Origin of the sequence: Acinetobacter sp. Tr-809 (genome assembly GCF_011753255.1) — a bacterium.
Taxonomy (GTDB): Bacteria; Pseudomonadota; Gammaproteobacteria; order Pseudomonadales; family Moraxellaceae; genus Acinetobacter.
The window spans coordinates 137780-164350 of record NZ_VWVZ01000001.1 but is presented as its reverse complement, the minus strand read 5'-3'; the positions used below and the strand labels follow the sequence as shown (position 1 = coordinate 164350).

28 protein-coding genes are annotated in these 26571 nt (G+C 38.6%); 9 read left to right on the top strand and 19 right to left on the bottom strand.

Annotation, left to right across the window (positions count from 1 at the left end; all coding sequences use genetic code 11):
* Positions 1-339 precede the first annotated feature (339 nt).
* Both brnQ and F3J02_RS00805 read left to right on the top strand, forming a co-directional pair.
* Positions 340-1641 (top strand): branched-chain amino acid transport system II carrier protein, encoded by a 1302-nt coding sequence (gene brnQ, locus F3J02_RS00810; protein WP_167246804.1) that lies wholly within the window; start codon positions 340-342, stop codon positions 1639-1641.
* 414 nt (positions 1642-2055) lie between these two features.
* Positions 2056-2316, top strand: coding sequence for a hypothetical protein (locus tag F3J02_RS00805; RefSeq protein ID WP_167246802.1), 261 nt, complete (start codon positions 2056-2058; stop codon positions 2314-2316).
* 12 nt (positions 2317-2328) lie between these two features.
* Here F3J02_RS00805 and F3J02_RS00800 read toward each other — a convergent pair whose 3' ends face one another.
* Positions 2329-2784: a hypothetical protein gene (locus F3J02_RS00800; protein ID WP_167246800.1), complete on the bottom strand. Its 456-nt coding sequence runs from the start codon at positions 2782-2784 to the stop codon at positions 2329-2331.
* A gap of 135 nt (positions 2785-2919) precedes the next feature.
* On the opposite strand from F3J02_RS00800, the gene F3J02_RS00795 reads away from it, so the two are divergent.
* Positions 2920-3777: an alpha/beta fold hydrolase gene (locus F3J02_RS00795; RefSeq protein ID WP_167246798.1), complete on the top strand. Its 858-nt coding sequence runs from the start codon at positions 2920-2922 to the stop codon at positions 3775-3777.
* Between the two features lie 717 nt (positions 3778-4494).
* The gene (locus tag F3J02_RS00790; RefSeq protein ID WP_167246796.1) at positions 4495-4959 is read left to right on the top strand and encodes a MarR family winged helix-turn-helix transcriptional regulator; all 465 of its coding nucleotides are present in this window, start codon (positions 4495-4497) and stop codon (positions 4957-4959) included.
* A 66-nt stretch (positions 4960-5025) separates the two neighbouring features.
* On the opposite strand, the gene F3J02_RS00785 is transcribed toward F3J02_RS00790, so the two are convergent.
* From F3J02_RS00785 to F3J02_RS00765, 5 genes are all read right to left on the bottom strand, one after another.
* Positions 5026-5688 (bottom strand): SOS response-associated peptidase, encoded by a 663-nt coding sequence (locus F3J02_RS00785; RefSeq protein ID WP_167246794.1) that lies wholly within the window; start codon positions 5686-5688, stop codon positions 5026-5028.
* Positions 5689-5764: 76 nt separating this feature from the next.
* Positions 5765-6385, bottom strand: coding sequence for a 2OG-Fe(II) oxygenase (locus tag F3J02_RS00780; protein WP_167246792.1), 621 nt, complete (start codon positions 6383-6385; stop codon positions 5765-5767).
* A 163-nt stretch (positions 6386-6548) separates the two neighbouring features.
* Entirely contained in the window at positions 6549-8711 is a 2163-nt protein-coding gene (locus tag F3J02_RS00775) for a malate synthase G (protein WP_167246790.1), read from the bottom strand.
* 293 nt (positions 8712-9004) lie between these two features.
* Complete coding sequence (gene zapE, locus F3J02_RS00770) at positions 9005-10150, bottom strand: cell division protein ZapE (RefSeq protein WP_167246788.1); 1146 nt, start codon at positions 10148-10150, stop codon at positions 9005-9007.
* 118 nt (positions 10151-10268) lie between these two features.
* Positions 10269-11288, bottom strand: a complete 1020-nt coding sequence (locus tag F3J02_RS00765) for an AraC family transcriptional regulator (RefSeq protein WP_167246786.1) — start codon at positions 11286-11288, stop codon at positions 10269-10271.
* Between the two features lie 155 nt (positions 11289-11443).
* On the opposite strand from F3J02_RS00765, the gene F3J02_RS00760 reads away from it, so the two are divergent.
* Together F3J02_RS00760 and F3J02_RS00755 are read left to right on the top strand one after the other, a co-directional pair.
* On the top strand, positions 11444-12958 hold the full coding sequence (locus F3J02_RS00760) for a flavin-containing monooxygenase (protein ID WP_167246784.1): 1515 nt from the start codon (positions 11444-11446) through the stop codon (positions 12956-12958).
* Between the two features lie 236 nt (positions 12959-13194).
* Positions 13195-14418: a multidrug effflux MFS transporter gene (locus F3J02_RS00755; RefSeq protein WP_167246782.1), complete on the top strand. Its 1224-nt coding sequence runs from the start codon at positions 13195-13197 to the stop codon at positions 14416-14418.
* A 27-nt stretch (positions 14419-14445) separates the two neighbouring features.
* Here the strand turns inward: F3J02_RS00755 and F3J02_RS00750 are convergent, their stop codons facing one another.
* Positions 14446-15015 carry a TetR/AcrR family transcriptional regulator gene (locus tag F3J02_RS00750; protein ID WP_167246780.1) on the bottom strand — a complete coding sequence of 190 codons (570 nt, stop codon included), beginning with the start codon at positions 15013-15015 and terminating at the stop codon, positions 14446-14448.
* A 214-nt stretch (positions 15016-15229) separates the two neighbouring features.
* Between F3J02_RS00750 and F3J02_RS00745 the strand changes: the two genes are divergently transcribed.
* Entirely contained in the window at positions 15230-16147 is a 918-nt protein-coding gene (locus F3J02_RS00745; protein ID WP_167246778.1) for a lysine exporter LysO family protein, read from the top strand.
* A 15-nt stretch (positions 16148-16162) separates the two neighbouring features.
* Here the strand turns inward: F3J02_RS00745 and pyrF are convergent, their stop codons facing one another.
* Together pyrF and F3J02_RS00735 are read right to left on the bottom strand one after the other, a co-directional pair.
* Complete coding sequence (pyrF, locus tag F3J02_RS00740) at positions 16163-16843, bottom strand: orotidine-5'-phosphate decarboxylase (RefSeq protein ID WP_167246776.1); 681 nt, start codon at positions 16841-16843, stop codon at positions 16163-16165.
* A gap of 112 nt (positions 16844-16955) precedes the next feature.
* Positions 16956-17504, bottom strand: a complete 549-nt coding sequence (locus F3J02_RS00735) for a helix-turn-helix domain-containing protein (protein ID WP_167246774.1) — start codon at positions 17502-17504, stop codon at positions 16956-16958.
* Between the two features lie 89 nt (positions 17505-17593).
* On the opposite strand from F3J02_RS00735, the gene F3J02_RS00730 reads away from it, so the two are divergent.
* Positions 17594-18250 (top strand): AzlC family ABC transporter permease, encoded by a 657-nt coding sequence (locus F3J02_RS00730; RefSeq protein WP_167246772.1) that lies wholly within the window; start codon positions 17594-17596, stop codon positions 18248-18250.
* Complete coding sequence (locus tag F3J02_RS00725; protein ID WP_167246771.1) at positions 18247-18573, top strand: AzlD domain-containing protein; 327 nt, start codon at positions 18247-18249, stop codon at positions 18571-18573. The genes F3J02_RS00730 and F3J02_RS00725 overlap by 4 nt, the downstream gene beginning before the upstream one ends.
* Before the next feature lie 85 nt (positions 18574-18658).
* Here F3J02_RS00725 and F3J02_RS00720 read toward each other — a convergent pair whose 3' ends face one another.
* From F3J02_RS00720 to gspK, 10 genes are all read right to left on the bottom strand, one after another.
* Positions 18659-19024 carry a lipopolysaccharide assembly protein LapA domain-containing protein gene (locus tag F3J02_RS00720; protein ID WP_016163885.1) on the bottom strand — a complete coding sequence of 122 codons (366 nt, stop codon included), beginning with the start codon at positions 19022-19024 and terminating at the stop codon, positions 18659-18661.
* Between the two features lie 14 nt (positions 19025-19038).
* Entirely contained in the window at positions 19039-19341 is a 303-nt protein-coding gene (locus F3J02_RS00715; RefSeq protein WP_004806663.1) for an integration host factor subunit beta, read from the bottom strand.
* A gap of 157 nt (positions 19342-19498) precedes the next feature.
* On the bottom strand, positions 19499-21181 hold the full coding sequence (gene rpsA, locus F3J02_RS00710) for a 30S ribosomal protein S1 (RefSeq protein WP_004806660.1): 1683 nt from the start codon (positions 21179-21181) through the stop codon (positions 19499-19501).
* Between the two features lie 114 nt (positions 21182-21295).
* Positions 21296-21976 carry a (d)CMP kinase gene (gene cmk / locus F3J02_RS00705; protein ID WP_167246769.1) on the bottom strand — a complete coding sequence of 227 codons (681 nt, stop codon included), beginning with the start codon at positions 21974-21976 and terminating at the stop codon, positions 21296-21298.
* A 9-nt stretch (positions 21977-21985) separates the two neighbouring features.
* Positions 21986-22426, bottom strand: coding sequence for an SRPBCC family protein (locus F3J02_RS00700; RefSeq protein ID WP_167246767.1), 441 nt, complete (start codon positions 22424-22426; stop codon positions 21986-21988).
* Between the two features lie 65 nt (positions 22427-22491).
* Entirely contained in the window at positions 22492-23001 is a 510-nt protein-coding gene (gene tadA, locus F3J02_RS00695; RefSeq protein WP_167246765.1) for a tRNA adenosine(34) deaminase TadA, read from the bottom strand.
* Between the two features lie 5 nt (positions 23002-23006).
* Positions 23007-24131 carry an enoyl-CoA hydratase/isomerase family protein gene (locus tag F3J02_RS00690; RefSeq protein ID WP_323127228.1) on the bottom strand — a complete coding sequence of 375 codons (1125 nt, stop codon included), beginning with the start codon at positions 24129-24131 and terminating at the stop codon, positions 23007-23009.
* Positions 24128-24841, bottom strand: a complete 714-nt coding sequence (gene ung, locus F3J02_RS00685) for a uracil-DNA glycosylase (RefSeq protein ID WP_167246761.1) — start codon at positions 24839-24841, stop codon at positions 24128-24130. The genes F3J02_RS00690 and ung overlap by 4 nt, the downstream gene beginning before the upstream one ends.
* A 44-nt stretch (positions 24842-24885) precedes the next feature.
* Positions 24886-25482: a 6-pyruvoyl trahydropterin synthase family protein gene (locus F3J02_RS00680; RefSeq protein WP_167246759.1), complete on the bottom strand. Its 597-nt coding sequence runs from the start codon at positions 25480-25482 to the stop codon at positions 24886-24888.
* 108 nt (positions 25483-25590) lie between these two features.
* Positions 25591-26565, bottom strand: a complete 975-nt coding sequence (gspK, locus tag F3J02_RS00675; RefSeq protein WP_167246757.1) for a type II secretion system minor pseudopilin GspK — start codon at positions 26563-26565, stop codon at positions 25591-25593.
* Positions 26566-26571: the final 6 nt, after the last annotated feature.

Below are 26571 nucleotides of genomic sequence, written 5' to 3'. Positions count from 1 at the left end.
ATCAATCAGATTAAAATCACATGCAGAAAAAAAATATTGGGACTGCACAAAGTATTTCAATATTTGTACGCTTTAGCATGCAAATCTTCAATCATTTTAAGACTAAATGACGGTTTTTATTTTACATTTAATTTCGATCAGCATCATAGAAAAAAAACATAATAACTTCTATTTTTCGACTTTTAGAAACCTTTTCAAAGTATTAGCTTTACCATTACTAATTATATGATTTTCATCGTTTCTTTTTAGTCAAAAATCAACCAAATTTCACATAAATTAGTTTCAAAAGAACGCATTTTTGTTCTAAAATTCGCACTTTTATTTTATGCCTCCCTCTTTATGAATCAACTTCGTACAGGAGATATCATTGCTTTAGGTTTTATGACCTTCGCGTTATTTATTGGCGCAGGCAATATTATCTTTCCTCCAATCGTTGCTCAGCAGGCTGGTGAACATGTTTGGCTTGCCGCTTTCGGTTTCTTAATTACCGCAGTTGGTTTGCCTGTCATTACGATTATGGCCCTATCTCGCATGAAAGGCTCAATCGAAATCATCAGTTCCCCACTCGGACGCTTCTTTAGCCTGTTGTTAACGATTGTCTGCTATTTATCTGTAGGTCCACTATTTGCAACGCCACGTACCGCAACTGTTTCTTATGAAATTGGTTTTGCACCCTATTTTGGTACATCTGGCAGCAGTCTGTTCATCTATAGTGTTGTTTATTTTGCTTTTGTGACTGCAGTTTCATTGTATCCAAACAAACTACTCGATACTGTTGGTCATGTACTTGCACCTTTAAAAATTATTGCCTTGGCAATCTTAGGTATCGCAGCATTTGCTATTCCAACGGGTCTCATCTCAGCTCCTGTCAATAACTATATCGCTAGTCCAGTTTCTGAAGGCTTTGTAAGCGGTTATTTGACCATGGATACCTTAGGTGCACTGGTATTTGGTATCGTAATTATTCAAGCGATTCAATCACGTGGTGTGACTGATGCTAAATTAATTACCAAATATGCCATTATCGCAAGTTTGATTGCAGGTGTTGGACTGACGCTTGTGTATATCAGCTTGTTTAAACTTGGCTTAGGTAGCCATGAAGTTGCGCCTAATGCAGCCAATGGTGCAATCATTCTACATGCATATGTACAACACGCATTTGGTGATTACGGATCTTATTTCTTAACGATCTTGATTTTCCTCGCATGTATGGTAACTGCAATTGGCTTGACCTGCGCATGTGCTGAATATTTTACCGAATTGACAGGCCTGTCTTATAAGTTGCTTGTTTTTATCCTAACTGGCTTTTCGTTACTGATCTCCAATTTAGGTTTAACCAAGTTAATTGCGGTATCCGTTCCTGTACTCAGTGCAATTTACCCACCCGCAATTGTTGTGATTATGCTCAGCTTTTTCTGGAAGCGTTGGAACAATCCTTCTATCGTGGTTGGCTCTGTCACTGCTGTTGCATTTCTTTTCGGCATTATTGAAGCGATTAAAGCAGCTGGATTTACTCAGCAATTACCAACATTCATCCAACATTTGCCTTTAAACGAACAAAATCTTGCATGGTTACTTCCATCGCTCATCGTTCTTGTTTTTGCAATTGTGATTGATCGCGTAACAGCATCTAAGAATTAAAATGATTTGTCGTTAAAATGATGTTTTACCCAAACATGATTTTAGCTATACAAAAAATGTTCTTTTATCCAACGTTCATTTTTTGTTTACGGCAAATCTTTCTATTCCTTTGTAGGCTTGATTAATATCCTTAATGCATACAAGTTTATCTGCTATTCGCTTAAAACCAATATTTTCGTACAATGGATAAATTCCAAGTTTTTCAAAATGTAAAAATAACGACCAATATTTAACTAAAAAATAGTATAAATCAATATAAAAAATACTCAAAAGTTATATAAATCAATACATTCAAAAATTTATTTTCAAAATAGTCCCAATCCCTATTGAAATGCTCAGAAAATAGCAGTACAACTTAAAAAACAATTCAGACAAAAACACATGGTTTTGTCGTCACCACAAGGAGGGATGGAGATGTTATCAATACATTTCAACAAGCAAGTCTTCATTAACGCTCTGAAGACCAATGATTCAATCGTATATGCAATCACAACACTAGCCTTAATGGTTACGTTGTTATTTCAAGGCACAATTAAAGGTAACTTAAAACCCGAATATTTTGCATATGCACTAGTTGTATCATTGGCCTTTTGTACGTGGGCACTGGTCGATCGAAAGTTTCGACAGTTAAGTGCAGTACGCCAAAAAAATAATTTAGGAAAAATGGATGAGTAATCATCCATTTTTTTAATTTAAAAACTTTGCAATTGTTCCAAGCACCAAGATACTAGTAGCACCTAACTCAACAATAATTAGACTCAACATCATGAGCGTCATACACCAAGCTGGCAATGTCCACCTACCCACTTGATGCGGTTGTTTAAATTGATTGGTGGTGTCTTTTAATAGACCGTGCAGTATGTAAATTAAAATCGACATTGCAAAAAAGAACAGATTTGCCACTACACAAAATAGTACCCATGCATCTGATAAAATCGTAAACAAACTTAATGCGGCTAGAATTAAACTTGCAGCCGCATAAAGCAAACTACTTCGATGTGCAATATCAACATAATAATGCGCTCTGGCAAGCTCTGATTGTCTAATCTGATAATATTTCCAAACCCCTGTTAACATTCCCACCCAGAGAAAAATCCCACTAAATACAATAGCAAGCTGTGTTGCAGCATTTAAAACAAACATACAATCCCCGAAATTAAAAAATTCCTTTTGTGTGCGTATATTACATAAAATTTGACTTTTAAGTCATTTTTTAAACGAGTTTCTTTTTGGAACTTGTGTAAAGTAGAACTATGGATTTATACGAGTGTCTTTTAAATGAATAGCTTTGAATCTTTTTGGATAAATTGTAAAGATGGTTATCGACTTGCTGCTCAATTTTATCCAGCAACAGATAACAGTAAGCCGTATCCTGTGCTGATTTGTCCAGCAACAGGCATTACCAAAAATTTCTATCATGCTTTCGCAGAATGGCTTAACCAGCAAGGTTATAGTGTTTTAAGTTTTGATTTCAGAGGTATCGGTGAATCTTTACATGGTGCACTTAAAGACTCTACAGCCAGTATAAATGACTGGGGAATTTATGATATTCCTGCTGCAATCGAGACTTTATTAGATCGAACCCAAGCTGAAAAAGTGATTATTGTTGGGCATAGCGCAGGTGGACAGTTACTCGGTATTACCTCTAACTATAATAAAGTTGCAAAGGTATTGGCGATCGCTGGCTCAACAGGTCATGTTAAAGGATTGAAAGGAAAAACTAAAATTCTTGCACCTTTGATGTTTAATGTTATCTTCCCTGTTTCAAGCCTTATTAAAGGTTATGGTGCAACTCAATTCATTGGCATGGGTGAAAACCTACCTAAAAATGTTGCAAAACAATGGGCTGAATTTTGTAGTAAGCCTGGCTATGTCATGAATGCAATTGGGAAAACCATTTTTGAAGACTACCACCAAGAAATCCAATGCCCAATCACTTCTTTTTGGGCAAGCGATGATGAAATCGCGACACAGGCGAATGTTAAAGACCTATTACGTCTCTACCCGAATGCCGAAACTAAGTTGATCGAGTTGAATCCACAACAGCACGGCTATAAGCAAATTGGCCATATGTTGATGTTTAAAAAATCACATCAAAAGCTATGGCCTCTCATGGAAAATGAGCTCCACATTTAAATCTAGTGATCACTTTTTCTAGTTTCAAGCTTTGCACTTTACGCATCTAAACCTGTAATCCTGTTTAGATGCGTCTTTTTTAGTATCGATACCAAAAATCGATCTTTGTAGATATTTAGCTTCTTGTTTTCTCTTATATTTATTCTATCAATCTGTAATTCACAGTTATTTATTCAAATTAGCTTAATCTGCTTTGGTTTTAACCTGTCATTTTTTAAATTTCATCGGAAAAATGTGACAAAGAATGTATTTATTCAACTTTTTTAAAAATTTTTATGTGCTATATTTTAACCAGTTGATCAATACAAATATTTGTATTAGCTATTTTTTTAAGCGTTATTTATTTTGTAAATATATTGATTTCGTATATTTATGACATTTTAGACAGAAAATATTATAAAAATGTCACGTCAAAAATCGTATTTTTTTTCTACAATACGATTATTCTACAAATAAGCAGCAATGCAAGGCTGTAGGACAACTTTGAGGGAAAGACGACTGGATAGTACATCATTAATAGCTGATTTATGTGAATTTTATGATGACTTATTCACTCAGAATAAAGATAATTTCATCGTTATCTTTGGACAGATTTGTTAAAAAATGGAATGCTAAAAAAATCAGGAAATGGATTTTTTTAACAGGCAAATTATAGACATTTCATGGAATCTAGGAACTACTAGGCGTAGTTTCTTGTGCAAGTATAGGAAATAAGTGATGCCAAAAAAATATGCGCGTTTTTTACCTACAGCCGATTCATTTAACCTGGAAGACTTCCCTTTTTACTGGATTTCTCAAGTAAATGCTCAATACGTTCAAAATATTGATAACGTGCTCAAAAAATATGGTTTAGACAATTCTCGCCGCCGCATTTTAATTGCATTGCACGTCAAACCTCATGCAAGTGTGTCTGAACTCTCAGACATGGTCATTTCCAAAATGTCGACCACAACCAAGATTGTTTATCGCCTAAAAGATGAAGGCTATATCGATACCTATTCTTGTAAAGAAGATGGTCGTATCACTCGCGTCTACCTAACCGAAAAAGGTCAAGAAATGATTATTAAAATCAATGACCTAACCTCTGTTATTTTAGAACAATCTTTTGATGGCTTAACACCACTGCAAATTGAAAAAACAATGGAAATTTTACGCCATATGTTTAAAAATCTTGCACGCTAAGCAACTGATTCAAAAAAGGCTTCCAATAGGAAGCCTTTTTTAATCTTATCAAATCAAAGATTAAGCTCAATCAAACATATTCAGTTGTGGTGTCACTTTTTCAATCTTGGCTTTGGGGACATGTGAACATTCAAACTCTTCTACAGGGAAACCTTTCATAAATTCATAAAGTTGATGGGGCTGTTTTAAGCTTAGCCATGCATCTAGACGTTCATGAGGAATGACGACTACTGAACGCTTCACATCACCTGGTTCGTGGAAGTCTCTCATCATCGGATGGTCTATCGCATCCATCGTGAGCATGCTTGCTGAACGAATGATCTGCTCATTCAACTTTCGAATCTCATACAGTGCTGCGACATAAAAGGCTTGTCCATCTTTACGGCGTACACCCCAACGTTGTGGCTTATTATCAATATATTTACTTTCATAGAACTCAGAAACAGGAATAACACCAAATTTACACTTTGAAGCCGCCTCCAAGAAACTAGGTTTCTGAAAAATGGTTTCATGCCGTGCATTGTAAGTATGCTTGGAAATATTGGTATCTTCCGACCACTTTGGTACCAAACCAAACAACACCTCCCTCCACTCCAGCCCCTGCTCCGATTTAAATAACAAAGGTGTTGTGTAACTTGGATACACCTCCTCCACATATCCAAAAGGAATCAAAGGTAACTCAAGTTGCTTAGCTTGCTCGAAAGTTAATGGTTTAAAGTTGGCACACATAGTTCATTCAGTATTTACCCATAACAATAAAGTTAAAAAAAGGAGGTCTCAGCCCTCCTTTTTTATTTCACAAAAATTAGCCAAATATCTTTTTCATTTTTGCACTTAGGCCGTGGATAAAACGGTGCTTAGCATTGGCTTTATCACTGGTCAAGAAGTTAATTTGAATCGACTGGCGCTGCCCTTCATAAGGAACATAGCCATGCCAACCATTATCAGTCACTTTAAATGCAATCAAAGTACCTGGACCTGCATTGATCTCTTCAACGTAGTCATCTATATTCTTTTCATCATTTAGGATACGTAAACGCCCTGTAGGCGCATCCCATGATTCGTTTAAATAGATCAGAATTGTCAGCAATTTGGTTTTCGAGTCTGAATGAATACGACCATCTTTTTGACGTGAATAACCACGTAAAGTGATCATCATCGGATGCTCCATCACATCCACATCAAATTTTTCTGTGAGGATTTGGCGAAACTCTTTAGTATCTAATGATTTTAGAAAGCGATCAAAATTAGGCTTAATTTCAACATCTTCAATGTTATAGCTACCACCCTGTTCAATCTTAGGGAAATCCTGAATAACAGATTTCACTTCACTATCAATAATCGAATTTTCCACAACAAAATAAGGATATGGCGAAGTCGAAACTTGCGCTTGTTTTAAAGCATCTAATTTTAAAATTTGTGACATCGTTATGATTCGTCTAAATATTCAAACTACGAGAATTATAGCAAAAATTTCATCAGGATAATGTTTTATCCTGTTTTAGATGATGGTGAAAATAATAGATGTCTTAATATAACTCTCACAAAACAAAAAGCCTCCTAAGAGGCTTTTTGTTTTCTAGATGATATTAATCACCTGTATACCCTTTTAACTTTAAACGTGCAGCATGTAACAATGGCTCTGTATAACCAGATGGTTGCTCTGCACCCTTGAAGATCAAGTCAGACGCGGCTTGGAATGCGATACCATCAAAGTTTGGTGCCATTGGTGTATACAATGGATCATTGGCATTTTGCTGGTCAACAATCACAGCCATACGTTTAAGTACTTCTTCAACTTGCGCACGTGTAACGATACCGTGACGTAACCAGTTTGCAACGTGTTGAGAAGAGATACGTAAAGTTGCACGATCTTCCATTAAGCCAACGTTGTTAATGTCTGGCACTTTAGAACAACCAACACCCAAGTCTACCCAACGAACCACATAACCCAAGATACCTTGACAGTTATTTTCAAGTTCGTTGTTTAGTTCTTCCGCAGTCCAGTTTGTTTCTGGTGCGAATGGCGGCGTTAACAAGTCATCTAAAGTCAACATATCTTCAGCAGCCAATACATCTTGACGTGCTTTTACGTTGATTTGATGGTAGTGCAAAGCATGAAGCACCGCACCTGTTGGAGATGGAACCCATGCACAAGTTGCACCTGCATTTGGATGAGCTGTCTTAGTCGCCAACATATCTTTCATGCTATCTGGCTTTGGCCACATACCTTTACCAATTTGCGCTTTACCTTGTAGACCACATGCTAAACCAATTGCAACGTTACGGTTTTCGTAAGCAGCAATCCATTTTTGGGTTTTAACGGCTTCTTTACGAACAACTGGCGCAGCTTCCATAGATGTATGGATTTCGTCACCGGTACGGTCCATAAAACCTGTGTTAATAAAGATAGTGCGGTCTTTCGCAGCAGCAATACAGTTTTTCAAGTTTACAGAGGTACGACGTTCTTCATCCATAATACCAATTTTGAGTGATTTTGCTGGTAAGCCAATAGCTTGTTCAGCACGCTCAAATAATTCAACTGCAAACGCAACTTCTTCTGGACCATGCATTTTTGGTTTAACAATATACATTGAGCCTTTACGAGAGTTCTTGTTCTCATTTTGGCCACGAATATCTGCCACTGTCAGCAATGGAGTCACTAGGGCATCCATGATACCTTCAAACACTTCTTCACCTTCAACAAGGATCGCAGGGTTTGTCATTAAGTGACCTACGTTACGAAGTAACATTAATGAACGGCCATGTAAGGTTGTGGTTCCACCAATCAGGTTCTGTACAGTACGGTCTTTGTTTAAAGTACGAGTAACTGTTTTACCATTCTTCTCGATTGACTCTTGTAAGTCACCTTTCATTAGACCTAACCAGTTACGGTAGCCTTCTACTTTCTCTTCAGCATCAACTGCTGCAACAGAGTCTTCCAAGTCTTGGATCGTGGTCACTGCAGCTTCAAGTGTTAAGTCTTTAACACCAGCAGCATCCGTCTTACCCACTGGGCTGTTCGCGTCAATTTCGATAATTACATGCAAACCGTTATTTAATAAAACGATCTCAGTTGGGTTTGCAGCCTCACCATTGAAACCTACAAATTGCGATTCATGCGCTAAAGATGTAGTTGAACCATCTTTTAAAGTCACAACCAAACCGTTATTCACGATTGCATATTTAGTTGCATCTTCATGCGAACCTTGCGCCAACGGGAAAGTTTGGTTTAAAAAGTTCTTTGCAAAAGCAATAACTTTATCGCCACGAACTGGGTTATAACCTTTGCCTTTCTCTGCGCCACCTTCTTCAGAAATAACGTCTGTACCATACAGTGCGTCATATAAAGAACCCCAACGTGCATTTGCAGCATTCAAGCTATAACGTGCGTTACGTACCGGTACAACCAATTGTGGACCAGCTAATAATGCAATTTCTTCATCAACATTTTCAGTCGTAACTTCAAAGTCAGCAACTTCTGGTACGAGGTAACCAATTTCAGTTAAGAATGCCTTGTAAGCATTTAATTCAAATTTGTTGTTGCGATGCCATTCATCAATCTTCGCTTGAAGATCATCACGCTTAGCCAATAATGCTTTGTTCTTTGGGCTAAGGTCTACAACGACTTGCTCGAAGTTTTTCCAGTAAGTTTCACTATCTAAACCAGTACCTGGTAAAGCTTCATTTTCGATGAAATCGTAAAGTTCTTTAGCAATCGCTAGCTTGCCTTTTTGAATACGTGCAGTCATTGTCTTTCCTGATGGTGCTAACTTTTTATAACAAGAATTCTAGTATACTGATTTATACTAGCCTGAATAGTAATATCACATTCCTAAATAGTAAGCATTTTCCCCATTAGAAGTATTGACAAACGTTGTTTTTTATATCTATCAAAATATCAAATGATGGGTGCTTTGTTTTCTAGTTATGCAATCTACTCCCTTTTTCAAACTCATCTAGTTATAGCAAAATTCAACCAAGAATAAAGCCTTATCAATGTAAGTTTATGAAAAAAGGCATTCCGAAGAATGCCTTTTTTGATTTATGAAGTTTGTGTAACTTGAATCTGTCGATGCTCCGAATGCAGGTAATCATCCGATTGCATTTCTAATAAACGTGAACGTGTCCGTTCAATTTCAAAAGCCAGTTTATCGCCCTCGTAAAGCTCAATGATTGAATCTTCTGACGTTAAAATGAGTTTGACCCCACGGTCATAGAACTCATCGACCAAATAAATAAAGCGACGTGTTCCTTCAGACAGGAAATCAGTCAAATGCGGAACGTTACTCACCAATACCGTATTATAGATATTCGCAATTTCGATAAAGTCTGCTGGGCTACGAGGCTTAAAACATAACTCGGAAAACTCGCACCATAAAACGTCTTCGGTATGCCCTAAAGTTTCCACCACGCGATTATTGATCATGATTGGAGAATTAGATTGAGTCTGAGTTTGAGTCAGCGCTTTAAAACGACCGAACAACCACTCTTGAGCATCTGCTGTTAATGGATATTTAAACAATTGCGCTTGTTTTAAGACACGTAAACGATAATCTACACCTGCATCAACATTGAGCACGGTACAGTTCTTTTTCACCAACTCAATTGTCGGCAAGAAACGATCACGGTGAATGCCATTTTTATATAGGCCATCTGGCGCAATATTCGAGGTCGCAATCAAAGTAATGCCGCGTTCGAATAGCTTTTGAAATAGGTCACTTAAGATCATTGCATCTGTGACATTTGATACGAAAAATTCGTCAAAGCAAATCACAACAGCATCTTTATAAATCTGATCCGCAACCAAATCTAAAGGGTTACGTTGTCCAGAAAGTTTATTCAACTCTTTATGTACATGTTGCATAAAGTGATGGAAATGCATACGTGTTTTACGGCGGAATGGAACAGATTCATAGAACTGGTCCATTAACCATGTTTTTCCACGGCCGACACCACCCCACATATAAACACCCTTTGGATAGGTTTGGCGACGGAAACGTCGAAACGCTTTCTTGGATGCTTTATAGCGAGTGAGTAACTCTTTCCATACTCGATCCAACTCTTGCACTGCTTGTGCTTGAGCCTCATCTGGCATGAATTGCCCTGACTCGAGTGCTTGAGCATAACGCTCAGCAGGTGAAGTCGGGATATATGCAGTGCTATGTGAGTCTGGTTTAGAATTTGACATAAGGTGTTATTGCAATTTTAATTGATGAAAATTATATCGAACATTCTGTTCAATGGCATTAGATTTTAGGCTTAATTATCATAGAGTTTAAACATCAAAATGTACCATTTTTAATCATTTAATGATTTCGATTATATTGTCTGGGACTTAAACCAAACCATCTTTTAAACGCATGATTGAAAGCTGCAGGTTCAGAGTAACCCAACATTTCAGCGACCTGTTCAATTGAATAAGAACTATTTTCAATAAACTTAATCGCCTTTTGTTTAATCAATCTTTCACGGATTTCTTTATAGCTGGTCTGCATTTGCTGCAATTGATGCCTTAAAGTCCGTTCAGGAATACTCAACGCACAGGCTGTTTCAGCCATGGTCGGCATGACGCCATTTTGCATTTCCAAATAATCTTGCACATACTCAACAACGGTTAATTTGAGTACTGCACTCTTCTCTAAATGTGCAATATCCTGTAGGCATTTTTCTTCATAAATACGATACGTCAAAATATCAGCAGATGGAATTTTTGTATTTAAAATTTGTGTATTTTCTAAAATAAAGGCTGCTTGTGCACATCCAAATTTAACATCTTGTCCATAGTAGTCCTGATAAGCAGCAAGCAAACTTATATCTTTAGGGCGCTGAAATGGCAATTCAATCTGAATCTTAGGCACATCCAAACCCATCATTTTAAAGATGTCCTGTAGAAACTTATAAGTCCCTGATATTTCGCATTGCGCTCTCAATTGACCTAAATGCATACTTAAATCAATTGGTCGGTACAGTAAATGTATTAAGTCATCTTCTATCTTTAGCTGCAATGAACCAAAAAGATGAGTCAGTTGCTGGAACTGCACCCCATTTAATAATGCTCGATGCAAGGTATCACTGGTCACCAATAACATCAGAAATGGACCATAGCCAGCCAAAGCATAATGCTGCCCAATGAATAGACCTTGTTCAGGTGAAATATCCTGACTAATATGCTGCATGATGTCCCATTCAATTTCGTCAGGGATAATTGAGCTTGGATCTAAAGCATCGGCTTGTATTCCCATATTTGCTAAACGTGCATCCACATCAATACCGACATGACGCATGCCTTGAATCAAATACATCAATCCGAGGATAGATCTCTTCATAGTTCCAAATGCAGTTCTCAAAACTTTAATGTTTTACTATAAAAATACGGACAAATGAATTGCCGAAATGATCAAGTTTTGCGTCGATACAATCATATTTAATCTTTATAAAACCGTTAAAATTGCACAAAATTTAGCTGTATAGGATATAGACTATGCGTGATGTAACCAAAAATGCGATTCAAAAAACTAAAGTTGCAATTATTGGTGCCGGTTTTGGTGGTTTAGCGATGGCTATTCGCCTTTTACAAAGTCAAATCAATGATTTTGTAATTTTGGAAAAAACCGACGATGTTGGTGGTACATGGCGTGAAAACCAATACCCAGGCGCAGCATGTGATGTTCAATCTCATATGTATTCTCTCTCCTTTGCACCTAAAACCGACTGGTCAAAGCGTTATGCTGAAGCAGATGAAATTTTCACCTATATTCAAGATATTACTGAACAATACAAATTAAAAGACTACGCTAGATTCAATCACGAAGTCACCAATGCAGAATTTGATGAAAGTCGTAATCTGTGGATTGTAGAGTTTAAAGATCAACCAACACTAGAAGCACAATTTGTTATTTTTGCCTCTGGCCCATTACATGTACCACAAATTCCACATGTAAACGGCATTGAGAAATTCAAAGGCAAAGTGTTCCATTCTTCGCAATGGGATCACGACTACGATTTGACAGGTAAATCGGTTGCTTCTATTGGTACAGGCGGCAGTGCGATTCAGTATATTCCTGAAATTGCAGCTGAAGTAAAACAATTGTATGTATTACAACGTACTGCCGCTTGGGTTATTCCTCGTGATGAACGTAAATACTCGCAACTTAGTAAATCTTTATTTAAAGCCTCTAATATCTACCGCCAGATTCATCGTACCCGTTTATACTGGACTAATGAATCACGTGTAGTGCCGATCGTACAACCACAAATCATGAAGTATGGGCAGAAACTGGCTGAAGCATTCATTCGTTATCAAGTAAAAGACAAAGAGCTTGCCAAGAAACTTACTCCTGACTTTGTCATGGGCTGCAAACGTATTTTAATCTCAAATAAATACTTCCCAACATTTAACCGTAAAAATGTTGAGTTAGTGACCGATGCTATTCAAGAAATTACAGCCAATAGCATCATCACCAAAGATGGTAAAGAACGTCAGATCGACTGTTTGATTTACGGTACAGGCTTTATTACAGACCCACGTATTTATCTAAAACATTTTAACTGTGTTGGTCGCAATGGCATTGAACTTAAGCAAGCATGGAAAGATGGGGCTGAAAGTTATTATGGCGTGAGTACCAAAAATTTCCCGAATTTATTTCAGTTACTTGGACCAAACACTATTCTTGGACATAACTCAGTTATTTTCATGATTGAGTCTCAGGTCAATTATATTCTACAACTCATCCAAACCGTTGATAAAACCGGTACACAAGCGATTGAGATCAAGCATGAAGTGCAAGACCAGTTCAATCAACGTGTTCAAGATCAACTTAAAGGTACAGTTTGGCAAGCAGGTGGTTGTAGTAGTTGGTATCAAGCGGCCGATGGTAAAAACTTCTCTTTATGGCCAACTTATACTTGGAGGTTCTGGTTAGAAACTCGTAAAGTGAATGTAGCTGACTATAACTTTATCAGTACGGCAACTGAAGAAAAAAGCAGTGTTGCCTAAATAAGATAGCCTTATTTCCAAAAAACACCTTTGATCCTCAAAGGTGTTTTTTATTTCGAGTACACTCATCAGATTTGACTGTTTTATTTGCTTACATTCCACCTGCTTTCTTATTTGAATTTCAAAAATTACTCACTTTTATGCACAGAACAAAATATTCATGTTAATATTTTAACTACCTACCGTTAGGTAGTTAAAATTTATTGTGTTCATTCCTCGTAAAGAGTATACAAAAGATGAAATCTGCTCTCCCTATGACCAAGATCAGTTGGTCTTTGTTACTGCTGCTCTCCTTATTTACCGCCTTAGATGCATTGGCGATTGATATTTATTTACCCGCTTTTCCACTTTTAGCAGAAAGTTTTGCAACCTCACCTGGTCATATACAACTCACGCTCTCGGTCTTTCTGATTGGCCTTGCAATTGGCCAAGGACTTTATGGCCCGCTGTTAGATCGTTTTGGTCGCCGTAAGCCTTTACTGATCGGAATAGCAATTTTCATCTTAGGCTCTTTATTGGCTGCATTTGCACCAACAATTGAATGGCTATTGGCGGCACGTTTCTTACAAGCAATTGGTGCTTCTGCTGGTCTAGTTGTGCCCAGAGCAATCATTTCAGATGTATGCGATGCCAAAACCAGTGCTCAAAATTTCTCTATTCTGATGCAAGTGATGATGATTATTCCAATCATTGCACCTCTGTTTGGCAGTATGATTCTACAGTTTGGCTCTTGGCATTTTATTTTCTACACCTTAGCGATATTGGGTGGAATTTTATGGTTATGGGGAAGCCAAGCCATCCCAGAAACATTAAAACCACAGTATAGACAAACCTTACAATTCTCAGTGATCAAGAACAGTTATCAAGCCCTGTGTCTTAATAAAAGCTTTATCAGTTATACCTTGGCAGGTGGTTTTATCTTAGGGGGATTCTTCGTTTATCTTAGCCAATCTCCCTTTATTTTTATTCAGCATTATCATATTCATAATCAAGCTTTCAGTACGTTATTTGCAGCCAACGCTGTTGGGCTTATTATATTCGGCCAGATCTCCATCCTATTGCTGAAACGTTGGTCAGCTCAACAATTACTAGTGCTGGGCATGTGTATATTTAGTGGTTCCAGTTTTATTTTAATGCTGAGCGTTTATTTTTATGATTTGAATTTATGGCAATACATTGTTCTCTTAGGGCTAAGTATCTGGTCTACTGGCTTTATTTTTGGCAATCTAACTGCATTAACCATGCAGCAAAGCCCACAGAATTTGACAGGTGCAGCCTCATCATTGATGGGTTTATTGCAATATGCCTTTGCTTCGCTGATTGGCTTCATCGTGAGCTTTTTTACAATCAGTATCAGTCTTCTTCCAGCCAGTTTATTCCTTTGCGGAGTAATTGCACTTGGCTTATGTGTTTATGCCGCATTTAAACAATGCGGAGAATTTTCTGCATTAGAAACATAATCATCATTCGCTGATCAGCTACTTAAATTAAGTGCTGATCAGAATATCCAGTGCTTTTAAAATCGCATCAAGTCTCAGTTGAAATTTTTCCCGTCCACCATAAATCAGCTCACTTTGTAATGCATCAACAAAGCTCATACACACTCGAGCCAAAACCAAACTATCCAGTTGATACTTATTTTCCATCAAAACTGAGTGCTGAATAGCCTGAGAAAATACTTGCTCGAGTTCTGCCATAAAGACATGCATCGGTTCAATTACTTGATCATACAAATGTACTGGCGGACTAATTAAAGCATTCATCCAAAACTGAACCCCATAAGATTCATTAAAGCGTTGCTCGATACCAGCTAAATACGTATGTAATTGCTGCTGAATTTCCGTGCCACCTTGCAAGACGATTTTGGCATGTCCCAACTCTTCATCAATCATGATCGGGATCAAGCTCAGATACAGCTCATCTTTATTCTTAAAATGCGCATAAATTGAAGGTTTTTTAATTCCAACATCCGTCGCAATTTCATTTAAGGATGTTGCTGCAAAACCTTGTTTTGCAAAACGCTCCAAAGCAATTTTTTGAATCTTAGCTGCTGTCACAAATCATTTACCTCTATTTCTTACAAAAGTATATTTCAGCCAACCTGATATTCATAGTTATGTACAACAATGAAGTGAATCAATCAGATTCACAACTTCTGATCTGTTTAAATGCACTTTTATTGCAAAGCATTCTATATCAAGTGATATATAAATCTATCCAAGTATCGGATTTCCCTGCATAATAAATCAGCACTATAAACGCTTTGATGATATGACCTCTTTTGTTTTAATCTTCCAGATTTTTGTCTGCATTAGCTTAGGCTATTTTGTTGGGCCACATTTATCACAAACAATTAAACAATTCGTATTTAAAATACTGCCCTATTTTTCTTATATTTTACTGATTAGTGTCGCATTTGAGCTGACTCAAGCCTTAAATCACGTTCAAAATCCTGCTGCTATTCTACCATCAGCGTTACTGATTGCATTCACCACTTCAATTGGTTCATTTTTTATTTGCTTGATCACCTACAAACTGATTGATCGACAAAGTGTCCAAGGAAAAATTTCTTTACACCTGTTTCTCAATGCACTCAAGAATATTGCTAAAGCATTTTTGGCTTTGGGTGTTGGTATTCTATTAGGTGTTATAGTTAATAGCACAGGTTTAGCGATCAGCTTTAATAGTTGGTATTTATTGCTGATCTTTATTTTTTTGATTGGGATTGAACTAGCCTTCACTCAGTTTGATCGTAGTTGGTTGAGTTGGAGAATTCTACTTGTACCAATCGCAGCTTTTGTTGGTTCCTGCTTAGCTGCGGTCTTTAACTATTTTATTCTATCCAACCATTATAGTTTGAATGAAGTGATGGCCTTGGCTCAAGGTTATGGTTGGTATTCAATGTCAGGGATTTTATTTACTGAATTGCATTCAGCAAAAATGGGTGGTATTGCCTTATTAACAGATTTATTTAGAGAAATTTTTGCGATTCTATTGATGTATTGTCTAGGCTGGCGCTTCCCTCGTTCTGCTATTTCAAGTGCTGGGGCAACTTCGATGGATGTCACGCTGGCCATGGTCAAACAATCATGTGGTACGCATTACGTACCACATGCAATGATGAGCGGATTAATCTTGTCACTGCTCGCGCCACTATTAATCAGCTTATTTTTGAACTTAAAATTGTAAAGCGACAGAAGCCAATTAGATCGAAGCTAAAATTGACTTTAACATTTCAGTTGGGTTCTCAGCCTTGGTAATTGGGCGACCGATAACTAAATGCGTTGAACCATCCAACATTGCTTGTTTTGGCGTCACAATACGCTTTTGATCATCAGCATTTGAACCTTCAGGTCGAATCCCTGGCGTGACCAATGCAAACTCTTGTCCTAACATTTCGCGAAGGATCTTAGCTTCTTGCGCTGAACACACGACACCATCTAATCCACTCTCTTGAGTAAGTTTTGCTAAACGCTTTACATGTTCAACTGGCTCTATATCCAAACCTAGATCACGTAAGTCTTCACGGCCCATTGACGTCAGAACCGTCACCGCAATCAATTGAGTTGAGTAGTTACCTGCTTTAAGGCGCTCTACACAGGTTTCCATCATCTTACGACCACCTGATGCATGCACATTCACCATCCACACACCGAGATCCGCAGCAGCACACACCGCTTGAGCAGTCGTGTTAGGAATATCGTGAAATTTTAAATCAAGGAAAACCTCAAAACCTCTGTCTTGAAAATTTTTAACGATGGATGGACCTTCATGAGTAAATAGCTCTTTGCCTACCTTGACACGACAAAGTGACGGATCCAGTTGATCTACAATTGTTAAGGCGTCATATTGGCTTTTTGCGTCTAGGGCAACAATAATACTCACGAATCTAGTTCCATCACATAAAAATCGGCTAATTATAAAGTGATTCACACAATGAACAAAGCAAGAAAACTATCATATTGAAAAAAAGCTTTTCCGATAGGTTGAAATGCACCTATCTTTGCTCTGATATTAAAATAGCTCTAGTATCAACTTCCAATGCTTCAAAGATATGTGCTTGATCCGCTGGGTAACAAATATAATCCCCTTCACTCAGCAACACGGGTTCTGAAATCAACCCTACCTTAGCCTGACCTTTCATAATAATAATATGCTCAACACTACCAATCGGGTGTGGCTGGCTACAGCGTGGCTCACCTGGCTGTGTTGTTAGCATATAAACATCTCGTCTGGCACCCGTTGGACAATTTGCCAATAAAATCGCTTGATAATGGGCAATCTCCGATGAAACCGAAGGTCCTTCACCAAAACGGATCACTTGCGTTTGCGTGATATTGCTTTCCATTAACTTCGCAAATGGGATATCCAAAGCCACACACAAAGCCCATAAGGTTTCTAGACTTGGATTCCCTTGAGCCGCTTCTAATTGCGACAGAGTTGATTTTGCAATACCTGCTCGACGAGCAACTTCAGCCAAGGACAGCCCAGCTTTTTGTCTTTCTCGTTGTAAGCCTTTAGCAACAATTTCGATTGGTAATGCCATATAACACCATAAAAAACGAACGTTCGCTTTGACGAACGATATAAAATTAATCTATTATATCGTACGTTCGTTTGATATAGAAAATAAAGATGCAAGATAAAGAGCGGCACAGTTTAATTAAGGCAATCACCCTTATCTCGATTGCTACAGGCATTGTCGGCATTTCTTTGGGCTCTGTTGCAGCAAGTTTTGATGTGCCGATGTGGGTTCCATTACTTCTCTCACTCACAGTACTCGCAGGCGCGGCAGAATTTACCTTCGTTGGAATGATTGCAACGGGTGCAAACCCTATTTTCGCAGCCTTAACAGGGATATTGATTAACTTACGCCATCTCCCATTTGGCTTATCAGTTGCAACATTTATTGAAAAAAATGCTTACCGCTTTATCGCTTGCCACATTATGAATGATGAAAGTGTCATGTTTGGATTGAGTCAACAAGATGATCAAACCAAAAAATGGGCTTATTGGATGTGCGGATTAGGGATTGCTATTCTTTGGCCAGTTGGCGTGTTTATAGGTTACCTGTTGAGTAAAAACATTCCTGACATCTACGTATTTGGTATAGATGCTGCGTTCCCTGCCATTCTTTTCGCATTAATCCTACCTATGCTAAGAAACAAAACCACACGGAATCGCGTGTTTTTGGGTAGCACATTATCTTTAGCCTCTATTCCGTTACTACCAACAGGCTTACCTGTTTTAGTATCTATGTTCGGTCTATTACTCAAAGGCAAATCTAAATGAAATATAGTGAAAGTTATATCTTTGTAGGAATTGCCGTACTTGCCCTTGGTACTTATCTCATTCGTTATTCGGGATTTTACTTAGCCAATCGCATGACCTTTAAAGAACATCACAAACAACTTCTTGCCGATTCAGCTTGTGTGCTTCTGTTTACCTTAGCCATATTCAATACGCTGTTTACTGAAACTCATTTTAGTGGTATCAGCAAAATCATCGGGGTCTCAGTTGCGATTATTTTTGCTTGGAAAAAATATTCATTGATTGTTGTTATCTTGGTGGCCATGCTCATCACCGCATCCCTAAGATATCTCGGTGTTCCTTAGCATAAAAAAATAGCCCTTTAAATAAAGGGCTATTTAGTCAAGTTATAATATCTTCTCGAGTTTATAACTTCATCAATATTCTTAATTACAGTGGAGTACGAGTCTGACTCTCAGGATTGATATCCAACACTGTTTTTTCATGTCTTACACTTGCAGCAGCTTCTGCGGCAGCCTGTTGTGCAAGTTGTATCTGCTCTTTTCGAAGATAGTCGATATCTTTACGCAGTCGTTTAATTTCCCAACTGGTCTGGAAGACTCGGAAAACTTGAACACCCAGCAATAAACCCACAACGATACCCAATGCGAGCGTCAATAAAAGTAGTAGACCTAAACGCATGGCTGGAACTTGAGTAAATAATAAATCTACTTGTAATTCAGCTGGGTTCTGAAGAACCAGAGCGAGTGAATAACCAAAAATGGCAACGAGTAATGCAATTAATACATAACGCATAAACACCTCAATTCTTATTCAGCAGATTCGTTTACTGCATCACGAAGTGCTTTACCAGGTTTAAAGTGTGGGACTGCTTTCGCTGCGACATCTACAGATCGACCTGTTTTAGGATTTCGGCCTAAACGTGGCTCACGGTGATGTAATGCAAAACTACCAAAACCACGGATTTCAATACGATCGCCACTTGAAAGTGCTTCAATCATTTGATCAATCATAATCTTAACTGCATCTTCAACTAAAGGTTCAGCCAAGTGTGGGTTTTTAAGTGCAATCCGTTCAATTAAATCAGATTTATTAAGTGCTTCAGTAGTCATTGATGACCTCTTTAATTATTGCTACTTTTCAATGTTTTTAATAATAACCTGTTTAAATACAAAACGGTAGCGCAGTACATGATTACTACGCTACCGTTTGCAGTATTTTTGTATAAAAAAGTACGTCTCAGTTACAAGAAACGTACTTTTTAACAAATTACTTCATTTGAGCTTTAATTAAGTCACCAATAGTCTTAGGACCATTGCTTTCTGCAGTTTGAGTTGCAGCAGCTTGACGAGCATTGTTTACAGCTTCTTTCTCTTCAGCTTCGTCTTTCGCTTTGATAGACAAGTTGATAGAGCGAGATTTACGATCAACGTTGATGATCTTCGCTTCAACTTCTTGGCCAACTTCTAAGAATTTAGTTGCATCTTCAACACGGTCACGGTTGATTTCAGAAGCTTTAAGCGTTGCTTCGATGTCATCAGCTAATTTAACTGTAGCACCTTTAGCATCAACAGCAGTCACAGTACCTTTAACCAAAGCACCGCGCTCGTTCGCAGCTAAGAAATCATTGAATGGATCGCTGTTTAATTGCTTGATACCAAGGCTGATACGGTTACCTTCAGCGTCTACAGATAAGATAACTGCTTCAACTGTGTCACCTTTCTTGTAACGACGGATAGCTTCTTCGCCTTGTTCGTTCCAAGAAATGTCAGATAAATGTACTAAACCGTCGATACCACCAGATAAACCGATGAAGATACCGAAGTCAGTGATTGACTTGATCGTACCAGAAACTTTTTCGCCTTTTTCATTTGCTTTAGCAAACTCTTCCCATGGGTTAGCACGAGTTTGTTTGATACCCAATGAAATACGACGACGTTCTTCGTCAACTTCAAGAACCATAACATCAACTTCGTCACCGATCTGAACAACTTTAGATGGGTGGATGTTTTTGTTTGTGTGGTCCATTTCTGAAACGTGTACTAAACCTTCAACGCCTTCAGCGATTTCAGCGAAACAACCGTAGTCAGTTAAGTTAGTAACACGTGCTTTAACGATAGAACCTTTAGGGTAACGGCTCATGATCGCTAACCATGGATCTTCGCCTAATTGCTTAAGACCTAAAGATACGCGGTTACGCTCGCGGTCAAACTTAAGTACTTTAACAGTAACTTCTTGACCAACTTCAACAACTTCTGAAGGGTGCTTGATACGCTTCCAAGCCATATCTGTGATATGTAGAAGACCATCAATACCGCCAAGATCAACGAACGCGCCGTAATCAGTAAGGTTCTTGATAGTACCTGTAACTGTTTGACCTTCTTCAAGTTGAGCAAGCAATGCTTCACGGTCAGCTGAAGATTCAGCTTCCATAACTGCACGACGAGATACAACAACGTTGTTACGTTTAGCATCAAGTTTGATTACTTTGAACTCTAACTCTTTACCTTCAAGGTGAGTTGTGTCACGGATAGGACGAGTGTCAACTAAAGAACCTGGTAAGAATGCACGTACAGGACCGATGTCAACAGTGAAACCGCCTTTAACCTTACCAGAGATAACACCAGTAACGATTTCGCCGTCTTCAAAGATTTTCTCAAGTTTAGTCCAAGTTTCAGCACGCTTCGCTTTTTCACGTGATAAAACTGTTTGACCCATACCGTTGTCAAGCGCTTCAACAACTACGTCAACAGTATCGCCAACTTGAACTTCAAGTTCACGTTGTTCATTTAAAAATTCAGCACGGTCAACTACGCCTTCAGATTTAAGGCCAGTGTCAACAGTAACCCAGTCAGAATCGATACTAACAACAGTACCTTGGATGACTGCACCCTTTTCAACGTTGAGGTTTAATTCACTTTCTTCAAAGAGGGCTGCAAAAGATTCGGTCATGATATACCTGATAAAGTCCGCGGTCTTGGATCAGACAAGGCCGGTTTAGTTAAGTTGTTACATTGTCCAAAAAATCTGATCAAGCAATGCTTCAACTGATAAAAAATTGTGTATCTATTTTATACAGCTATTGATATAGTCAACCATTAGCTGAAACACCTCATCGATGCCTATTGTAGAACTATCAATGATATATGCATCATCAGCTGGCTTGAGCGGAGCAACAGTGCGCTCCATATCTCTCTTATCTCTAGCCTGTATGTTAGATAAAATGTCGCTTATTTTAGCATCAAGCCCCATGCCCTGCAACTGTTTTACGCGTCGCTCTGCCCGAGACTCGGCCGATGCCGTTAAATAAATTTTCGCTTGAGCCTCTGGAAAAATCGAAGTTGCCATATCACGCCCATCAGCAACCAAGCCTGGTGCTTGAATAAATGCTCGTTGGCGCGCGAATAATGCCTTTCTTAATTCAGGCACTGTTGCGACTTTAGAAGCATACTCACCCACTTGTTCCGTTCGAATGGTGTTAGTAACATCTACACCCTCCAGAAAAACAAGCGTCGCTGCTTCAGTTGTTTTAAATTCGATATCTAAATGCGTAGCAAACTCAACACATTGCTCTAAGTTTGTATCGACTTGATCCAGCAAGCCTCGTTGAAACAATGACAGTCCAAGTAAACGATATAACGCGCCAGAGTCTAATAAATTAAACTGGTAATGTGCTGCAATTTTAGCAGCCAGTGTGCCTTTTCCCGAACCACTTGGGCCATCTATCGTAATAATATGAACTGTCATTCCCATCTCTTATGAAGCAACTGATTTGGCTAATTTTGAAAAACCTAGTGTAATCGCTGCTTTGAGTTGTGCAAGAACTAATTTACTAACTAAAGGTGCTTTTGCTGTAAATTCAATCTTATAAGTCACTAAAGTTATAAAAGGTGTAATTTCTTTAAAGTCAATTTGCCCCAAGTGATGCTTCACCAAAGGGTTATTAATCAACTTATACTCAATACGCTTATTTTCTTCCAACAAAGTAATTTCTTCCTGTAATGGCTTAATTGGTCCAAAGCCCATACGACGAATCGAACCTACACCATCAGGACGTTGCGGATCAGCGGAGTCTTTAACACGTACAACCTGTAAAGGTGCAAATGCCTTGTTATACGTGGCATGTTTTGACAAAAGTTCAAAAACGTCGGAAATCGGTGCATTAAATTCTTTTTCTATGGTGATTGCATTACGCATAAGTCGCCTTTTGATATGACCCAAAATCATCGGAGGCTTAGTTTGCCACAACTCATAAGACATTTTTAATCATTTAAGGACGTTTTTGACGAACGGATTTTCTTCTTCTCATTTCTTCTTTGCTTAAAAAAGTCACTTAACTGCAATGAGCATTGTTCTTGTAAGCAGCCTTGTTCAAAGGCGAATTTATGATTGTAATAACCACTTTCTAGCAGTTGTCTAGCACTCACCAATGAACCTGCCTTAGGTTCAGTGGTAGCAAAAACTACACGCTGTATCCGTGCATGAATTAATGCGCCCACACACATGGTACAAGGTTCGAGTGTCACGAAGAGTGTAGTATCTTCAGGTAAACGATAGTTATTCAAGGATTGACAAGCAGCACGTAAGGCTTGTATCTCTGCATGTGCTGTTGGATCTGACAATTTAATTGGTGCATTGTATCCTGCACCAATTACCTGCCCATTGCTGACCAAAATTGCCCCAACAGGTATTTCACCTTGCGCTGCTGCTAATGCAGCCTGCTCATAGGCAAGCTGCATCCAATATTCATCATTAAAGTTTTCAGAATTCATATGACTCAGGCAATAACACCATATTGCTTTAATAATGCGTTCCAGCTTTCGATATTGGTCACAGGAGGACAATCCCCCAAGATACCTTTCAAGCTGAGTTGCTCAGTTGCCTGCCACTCTGGAGATAAATCCTTATCTACCAAACGTGCACGCACACCTTCGACAAAGTCTGGATGACGAATCTTCCAATCAGAAATTTGTGCTTCCAATGCAAACACTTCATCCCATGCATGACCTTGTTTGCCCCATTGCCATAGCAACCATGTGATTGCAGCTGTGCTTGGAGAGCCTTTCTGTAAGTTTTCACTGGCTTGACGCAACCAGTCACTGCTTGCATCACTCAAACCAATAATTGATTGATAATCATATTCAAAGCTCTGTCCTCGACAGACACTATGAATTACATCAATTGAGTTTTGTAACGGACCGGAAGCGACAGGACGATGCAAACTATTTAAGGTATCGTCAATTGCTCTAAATGCACCTGCTGGATAATGATTCCAATCCACACTGAGTACTTTTTGAAGCACATTATCACGTTGCGCTTCACAGATATGCGTCGCCCAACCAATGCTAAATGCTCCTGCGGCCGTCATAATCGAACCCGTCAAGCCGGTAAACAAACCAATTTGTCCACGATCGGCCAAGAAGCGACTCGCCCCCACATCAGGGTATAAACCGATATTAATTTCTGGCATTGCCAAACGTGAATAAGGCGTGACTAGACGGAATGGTGCAGCCATAAACAGACCAAGCCCACCACCCATCACATAACCTTCTCCCCAAACCACAATCGGCTTAGCGTAGTTATGCAAAAGTAGATCAAGCGCATATTCCTGCTGGAAGAATTGATTCGCAGCATCAACCTCCTGATTAATTACAAGTTGGCGTAATTTACGAACATCACCACCCGCACAAAATGCTTTTGGTGTGGTTGAGTCAAACCAAATCGCTTTAACAGTTTCATCGACATGAAAATCTTCAAAAACTTGCAGCAGTGCACTTACGATTGATTCATCTAAGGCGTGCAAAGATTTAGGTCGATTCAAACGAATGATTCGCCAACCATTTTTAGCGTGTTCAATAACTAAATCTGGATGATAGCTATTTAAATCAGGAGAAGTCATTATGCGTCCAATTGCCAGTCTATAGGCTCAATGCCATGTTGTTTCAAATAATGATTTGTTTTAGAAAATACTTTGCAACCAAAAAAACCACCGCGATTTGCAGCAAGTGGCGATGGATGTGCTGCACTTAGAACCAGATGTTTATTACGATCAATACGCTGACCCTTGCGTTGCGCATAGGCACCCCACAAAATAAACACAACATGTTCACGCTGTTCATTCAATACATCAATTACGGTATCTGTGAAGTCTTCCCACCCTTGTTTCTGATGCGAAGTCGGTTGTCCTGCTTCTACCGTGAGTACACTGTTAAGTAACAATACGCCTTGTGCCGCCCATTTACTCAGGTCACCATGACGTGAAACAGGCACAGCCAAGTCCGTATGTAATTCATGAAAAATATTACGCAAAGACGGTGGTAATGCAATCCCTCTTTGTACCGAAAAACTCAGGCCATTGGCTTGGTTTGGGCCATGATACGGATCTTGTCCTAAAATCACCACTTTAACATCACCAAGTGGTGTCGTATTCAGCGCATTAAAAATCTGTTTACTTGGTGGATAAATTGTTTTTTCTGCAAGTTTTTCTTGTTGCAAAAACTCGCGTAAATTATCCATTTTCTGACTCAATAGAAACTCTGAAAGTGAGATTTTCCAAGACTCATCCAACTGAACTTTACTTAACTTGTCCTGCTGCTGTTCAGTAAATTGCATCCACATTCCTTGAAATAAATTCACTCACTGGAGTGAAAAAGCACTCAAATATTGACTTGTAATTCTACATTTGGATTTTGAAACTTCATTCCTTTTTTCAGGTTTTCGTACATCTGGACATCACTCCATTCAGCCTGTACTTGCTCTGAAAATACGATTTGATCCAGACTCAATGAACCCATTTGTTCGTTATCAATATCTTCTTGAAAACTCTGTGCATAACCCGTATCTGTTTCATGCACAATAACAGAGTAAACTTCAACATCACCCTCACCGTTTTGAGTTGTGGTTGAGTTCAATACCTGCTGAGCAAGATAAAAGAAAATACGCGAAAACTGTTCAGCTGACGGCGAAACTGGTAATGCAATCCAACGTGCGCTAAATGTTTTACATGCGTCAATATAAGCAGCATCATCTTTCTGCCAAAAACAGATTGCATGATCAAAACTATCATACAACTCTTTGATAACACCTTTTAACAGACCGAAGTCATAGACCATTTGCCCATGATCTAACTTTGACGCTTTTAATAATAATTCAACTTTATAACTATGCCCATGAATCGAACGCTTACAACGATCCGATGTACAGTTACGTACAATATGAGCATTTTCAAACTTAAATAATTTACGAATTAACATGCACCAAGCTAATCTTTTATCTGCAAACGAATTTTATTATAAAGCAAAAAAACAAGCATTGGGATTGATTTTAAATCTTGTCACCATTTGATAACTCAATAAGGAATATCACTCAAATGGCGAAAGACTCCTAGAATAAACAAACACTTGCTTATCTTTTCGGACTAAAGAGCTCGTAAACTGCCGTTTTCGTTCGCTTAAAACAACTTCAATTTGAGCAGTGAAATAATTAGATTTACTGTCAAGAAAAGTTGCAGCATCCGTTTTGCTTTGTTCTTCTATTCCAGAAAAGGCACTTAATTTCCATAAATCATCGACATTATTGAAATAAGTCAAATTGGCTTGTTTAGTTTTCAACTCCTGCTCCACAGCCTTAACATCAACTTTCGAATCAATACTGGCAAGCAATAATGCGGGTGCTGTATTCATATTTACTTTGGTCTGTTCAGGCAACGCTGTGACATAAGGCTTAATTAAATCGTAATTTTTACCTTCAAACCCTTTTACCAATTTCAACTCCTCAACACTGTGAAACTTAGTATTCGGTGCTAAATATGCAGGATCCAAACCTTGGTAATAATTACTCTCAGCGCCCATTGCCCCTGTTGTTTCATCATTCACATCTTGCCAGTCAATCACTGCCTGACTCAATTCTGCGGGCAACCCAACTCGCTGCAACAATTTTTCAAACCAACGCCGAGCCGAATCATCCACTTGACTACCATCTGCTTTAACCAAATTATTAAGATTAAACTTCCCTGATTCATCCAATAAACGCCCAGAAACAGAACCATCCTCAACTGGGAACGGTGGCATCGGTTTTGCCCAGTTTTCCTGCAAATGATCAATCGTACCGCCATTATCGCTGTCTTGAATAAGCAACTCAGAAAAGAAAGCTTCCGCACTTTTTGCATACAGTAAAGATTGATCTTGGCGCATTAAATACCCAGTATTTTCAGAGGTATTGGTCTGTCTCTTGGCAATGGTCGCTGCCAAAATTGTTGCTAAAGCGACCATGACCAGAATAGTTAATAATGCAATGCCACGCTGAGCAACTCCATAACGTTGAGCTTTTTTAATCACTGGATA

Excerpts from the sequence above, each read along its gene's own strand:
- brnQ (WP_167246804.1), top strand. The coding sequence starts at position 340 with ATGAATCAACTTCGTACAGGAGATATCATTGCTTTAGGTTTTATGACC.
- F3J02_RS00805 (WP_167246802.1), top strand. The coding sequence starts at position 2,056 with ATGTTATCAATACATTTCAACAAGCAAGTCTTCATTAACGCTCTGAAG.
- F3J02_RS00800 (WP_167246800.1), bottom strand. The coding sequence starts at position 2,784 with ATGTTTGTTTTAAATGCTGCAACACAGCTTGCTATTGTATTTAGTGGG.
- F3J02_RS00795 (WP_167246798.1), top strand. The coding sequence starts at position 2,920 with ATGAATAGCTTTGAATCTTTTTGGATAAATTGTAAAGATGGTTATCGA.
- F3J02_RS00790 (WP_167246796.1), top strand. The coding sequence starts at position 4,495 with ATGCCAAAAAAATATGCGCGTTTTTTACCTACAGCCGATTCATTTAAC.
- F3J02_RS00785 (WP_167246794.1), bottom strand. The coding sequence starts at position 5,688 with ATGTGTGCCAACTTTAAACCATTAACTTTCGAGCAAGCTAAGCAACTT.
- F3J02_RS00780 (WP_167246792.1), bottom strand. The coding sequence starts at position 6,385 with ATGTCACAAATTTTAAAATTAGATGCTTTAAAACAAGCGCAAGTTTCG.
- F3J02_RS00775 (WP_167246790.1), bottom strand. The coding sequence starts at position 8,711 with ATGACTGCACGTATTCAAAAAGGCAAGCTAGCGATTGCTAAAGAACTT.
- zapE (WP_167246788.1), bottom strand. The coding sequence starts at position 10,150 with ATGTCAAATTCTAAACCAGACTCACATAGCACTGCATATATCCCGACT.
- F3J02_RS00765 (WP_167246786.1), bottom strand. The coding sequence starts at position 11,288 with ATGAAGAGATCTATCCTCGGATTGATGTATTTGATTCAAGGCATGCGT.
- F3J02_RS00760 (WP_167246784.1), top strand. The coding sequence starts at position 11,444 with ATGCGTGATGTAACCAAAAATGCGATTCAAAAAACTAAAGTTGCAATT.
- F3J02_RS00755 (WP_167246782.1), top strand. The coding sequence starts at position 13,195 with ATGAAATCTGCTCTCCCTATGACCAAGATCAGTTGGTCTTTGTTACTG.
- F3J02_RS00745 (WP_167246778.1), top strand. The coding sequence starts at position 15,230 with ATGACCTCTTTTGTTTTAATCTTCCAGATTTTTGTCTGCATTAGCTTA.
- F3J02_RS00735 (WP_167246774.1), bottom strand. The coding sequence starts at position 17,504 with ATGGCATTACCAATCGAAATTGTTGCTAAAGGCTTACAACGAGAAAGA.
- F3J02_RS00730 (WP_167246772.1), top strand. The coding sequence starts at position 17,594 with ATGCAAGATAAAGAGCGGCACAGTTTAATTAAGGCAATCACCCTTATC.
- F3J02_RS00725 (WP_167246771.1), top strand. The coding sequence starts at position 18,247 with ATGAAATATAGTGAAAGTTATATCTTTGTAGGAATTGCCGTACTTGCC.
- F3J02_RS00720 (WP_016163885.1), bottom strand. The coding sequence starts at position 19,024 with ATGCGTTATGTATTAATTGCATTACTCGTTGCCATTTTTGGTTATTCA.
- F3J02_RS00715 (WP_004806663.1), bottom strand. The coding sequence starts at position 19,341 with ATGACTACTGAAGCACTTAATAAATCTGATTTAATTGAACGGATTGCA.
- rpsA (WP_004806660.1), bottom strand. The coding sequence starts at position 21,181 with ATGACCGAATCTTTTGCAGCCCTCTTTGAAGAAAGTGAATTAAACCTC.
- cmk (WP_167246769.1), bottom strand. The coding sequence starts at position 21,976 with ATGACAGTTCATATTATTACGATAGATGGCCCAAGTGGTTCGGGAAAA.
- F3J02_RS00700 (WP_167246767.1), bottom strand. The coding sequence starts at position 22,426 with ATGCGTAATGCAATCACCATAGAAAAAGAATTTAATGCACCGATTTCC.
- tadA (WP_167246765.1), bottom strand. The coding sequence starts at position 23,001 with ATGAATTCTGAAAACTTTAATGATGAATATTGGATGCAGCTTGCCTAT.
- ung (WP_167246761.1), bottom strand. The coding sequence starts at position 24,841 with ATGCAATTTACTGAACAGCAGCAGGACAAGTTAAGTAAAGTTCAGTTG.
- F3J02_RS00680 (WP_167246759.1), bottom strand. The coding sequence starts at position 25,482 with ATGTTAATTCGTAAATTATTTAAGTTTGAAAATGCTCATATTGTACGT.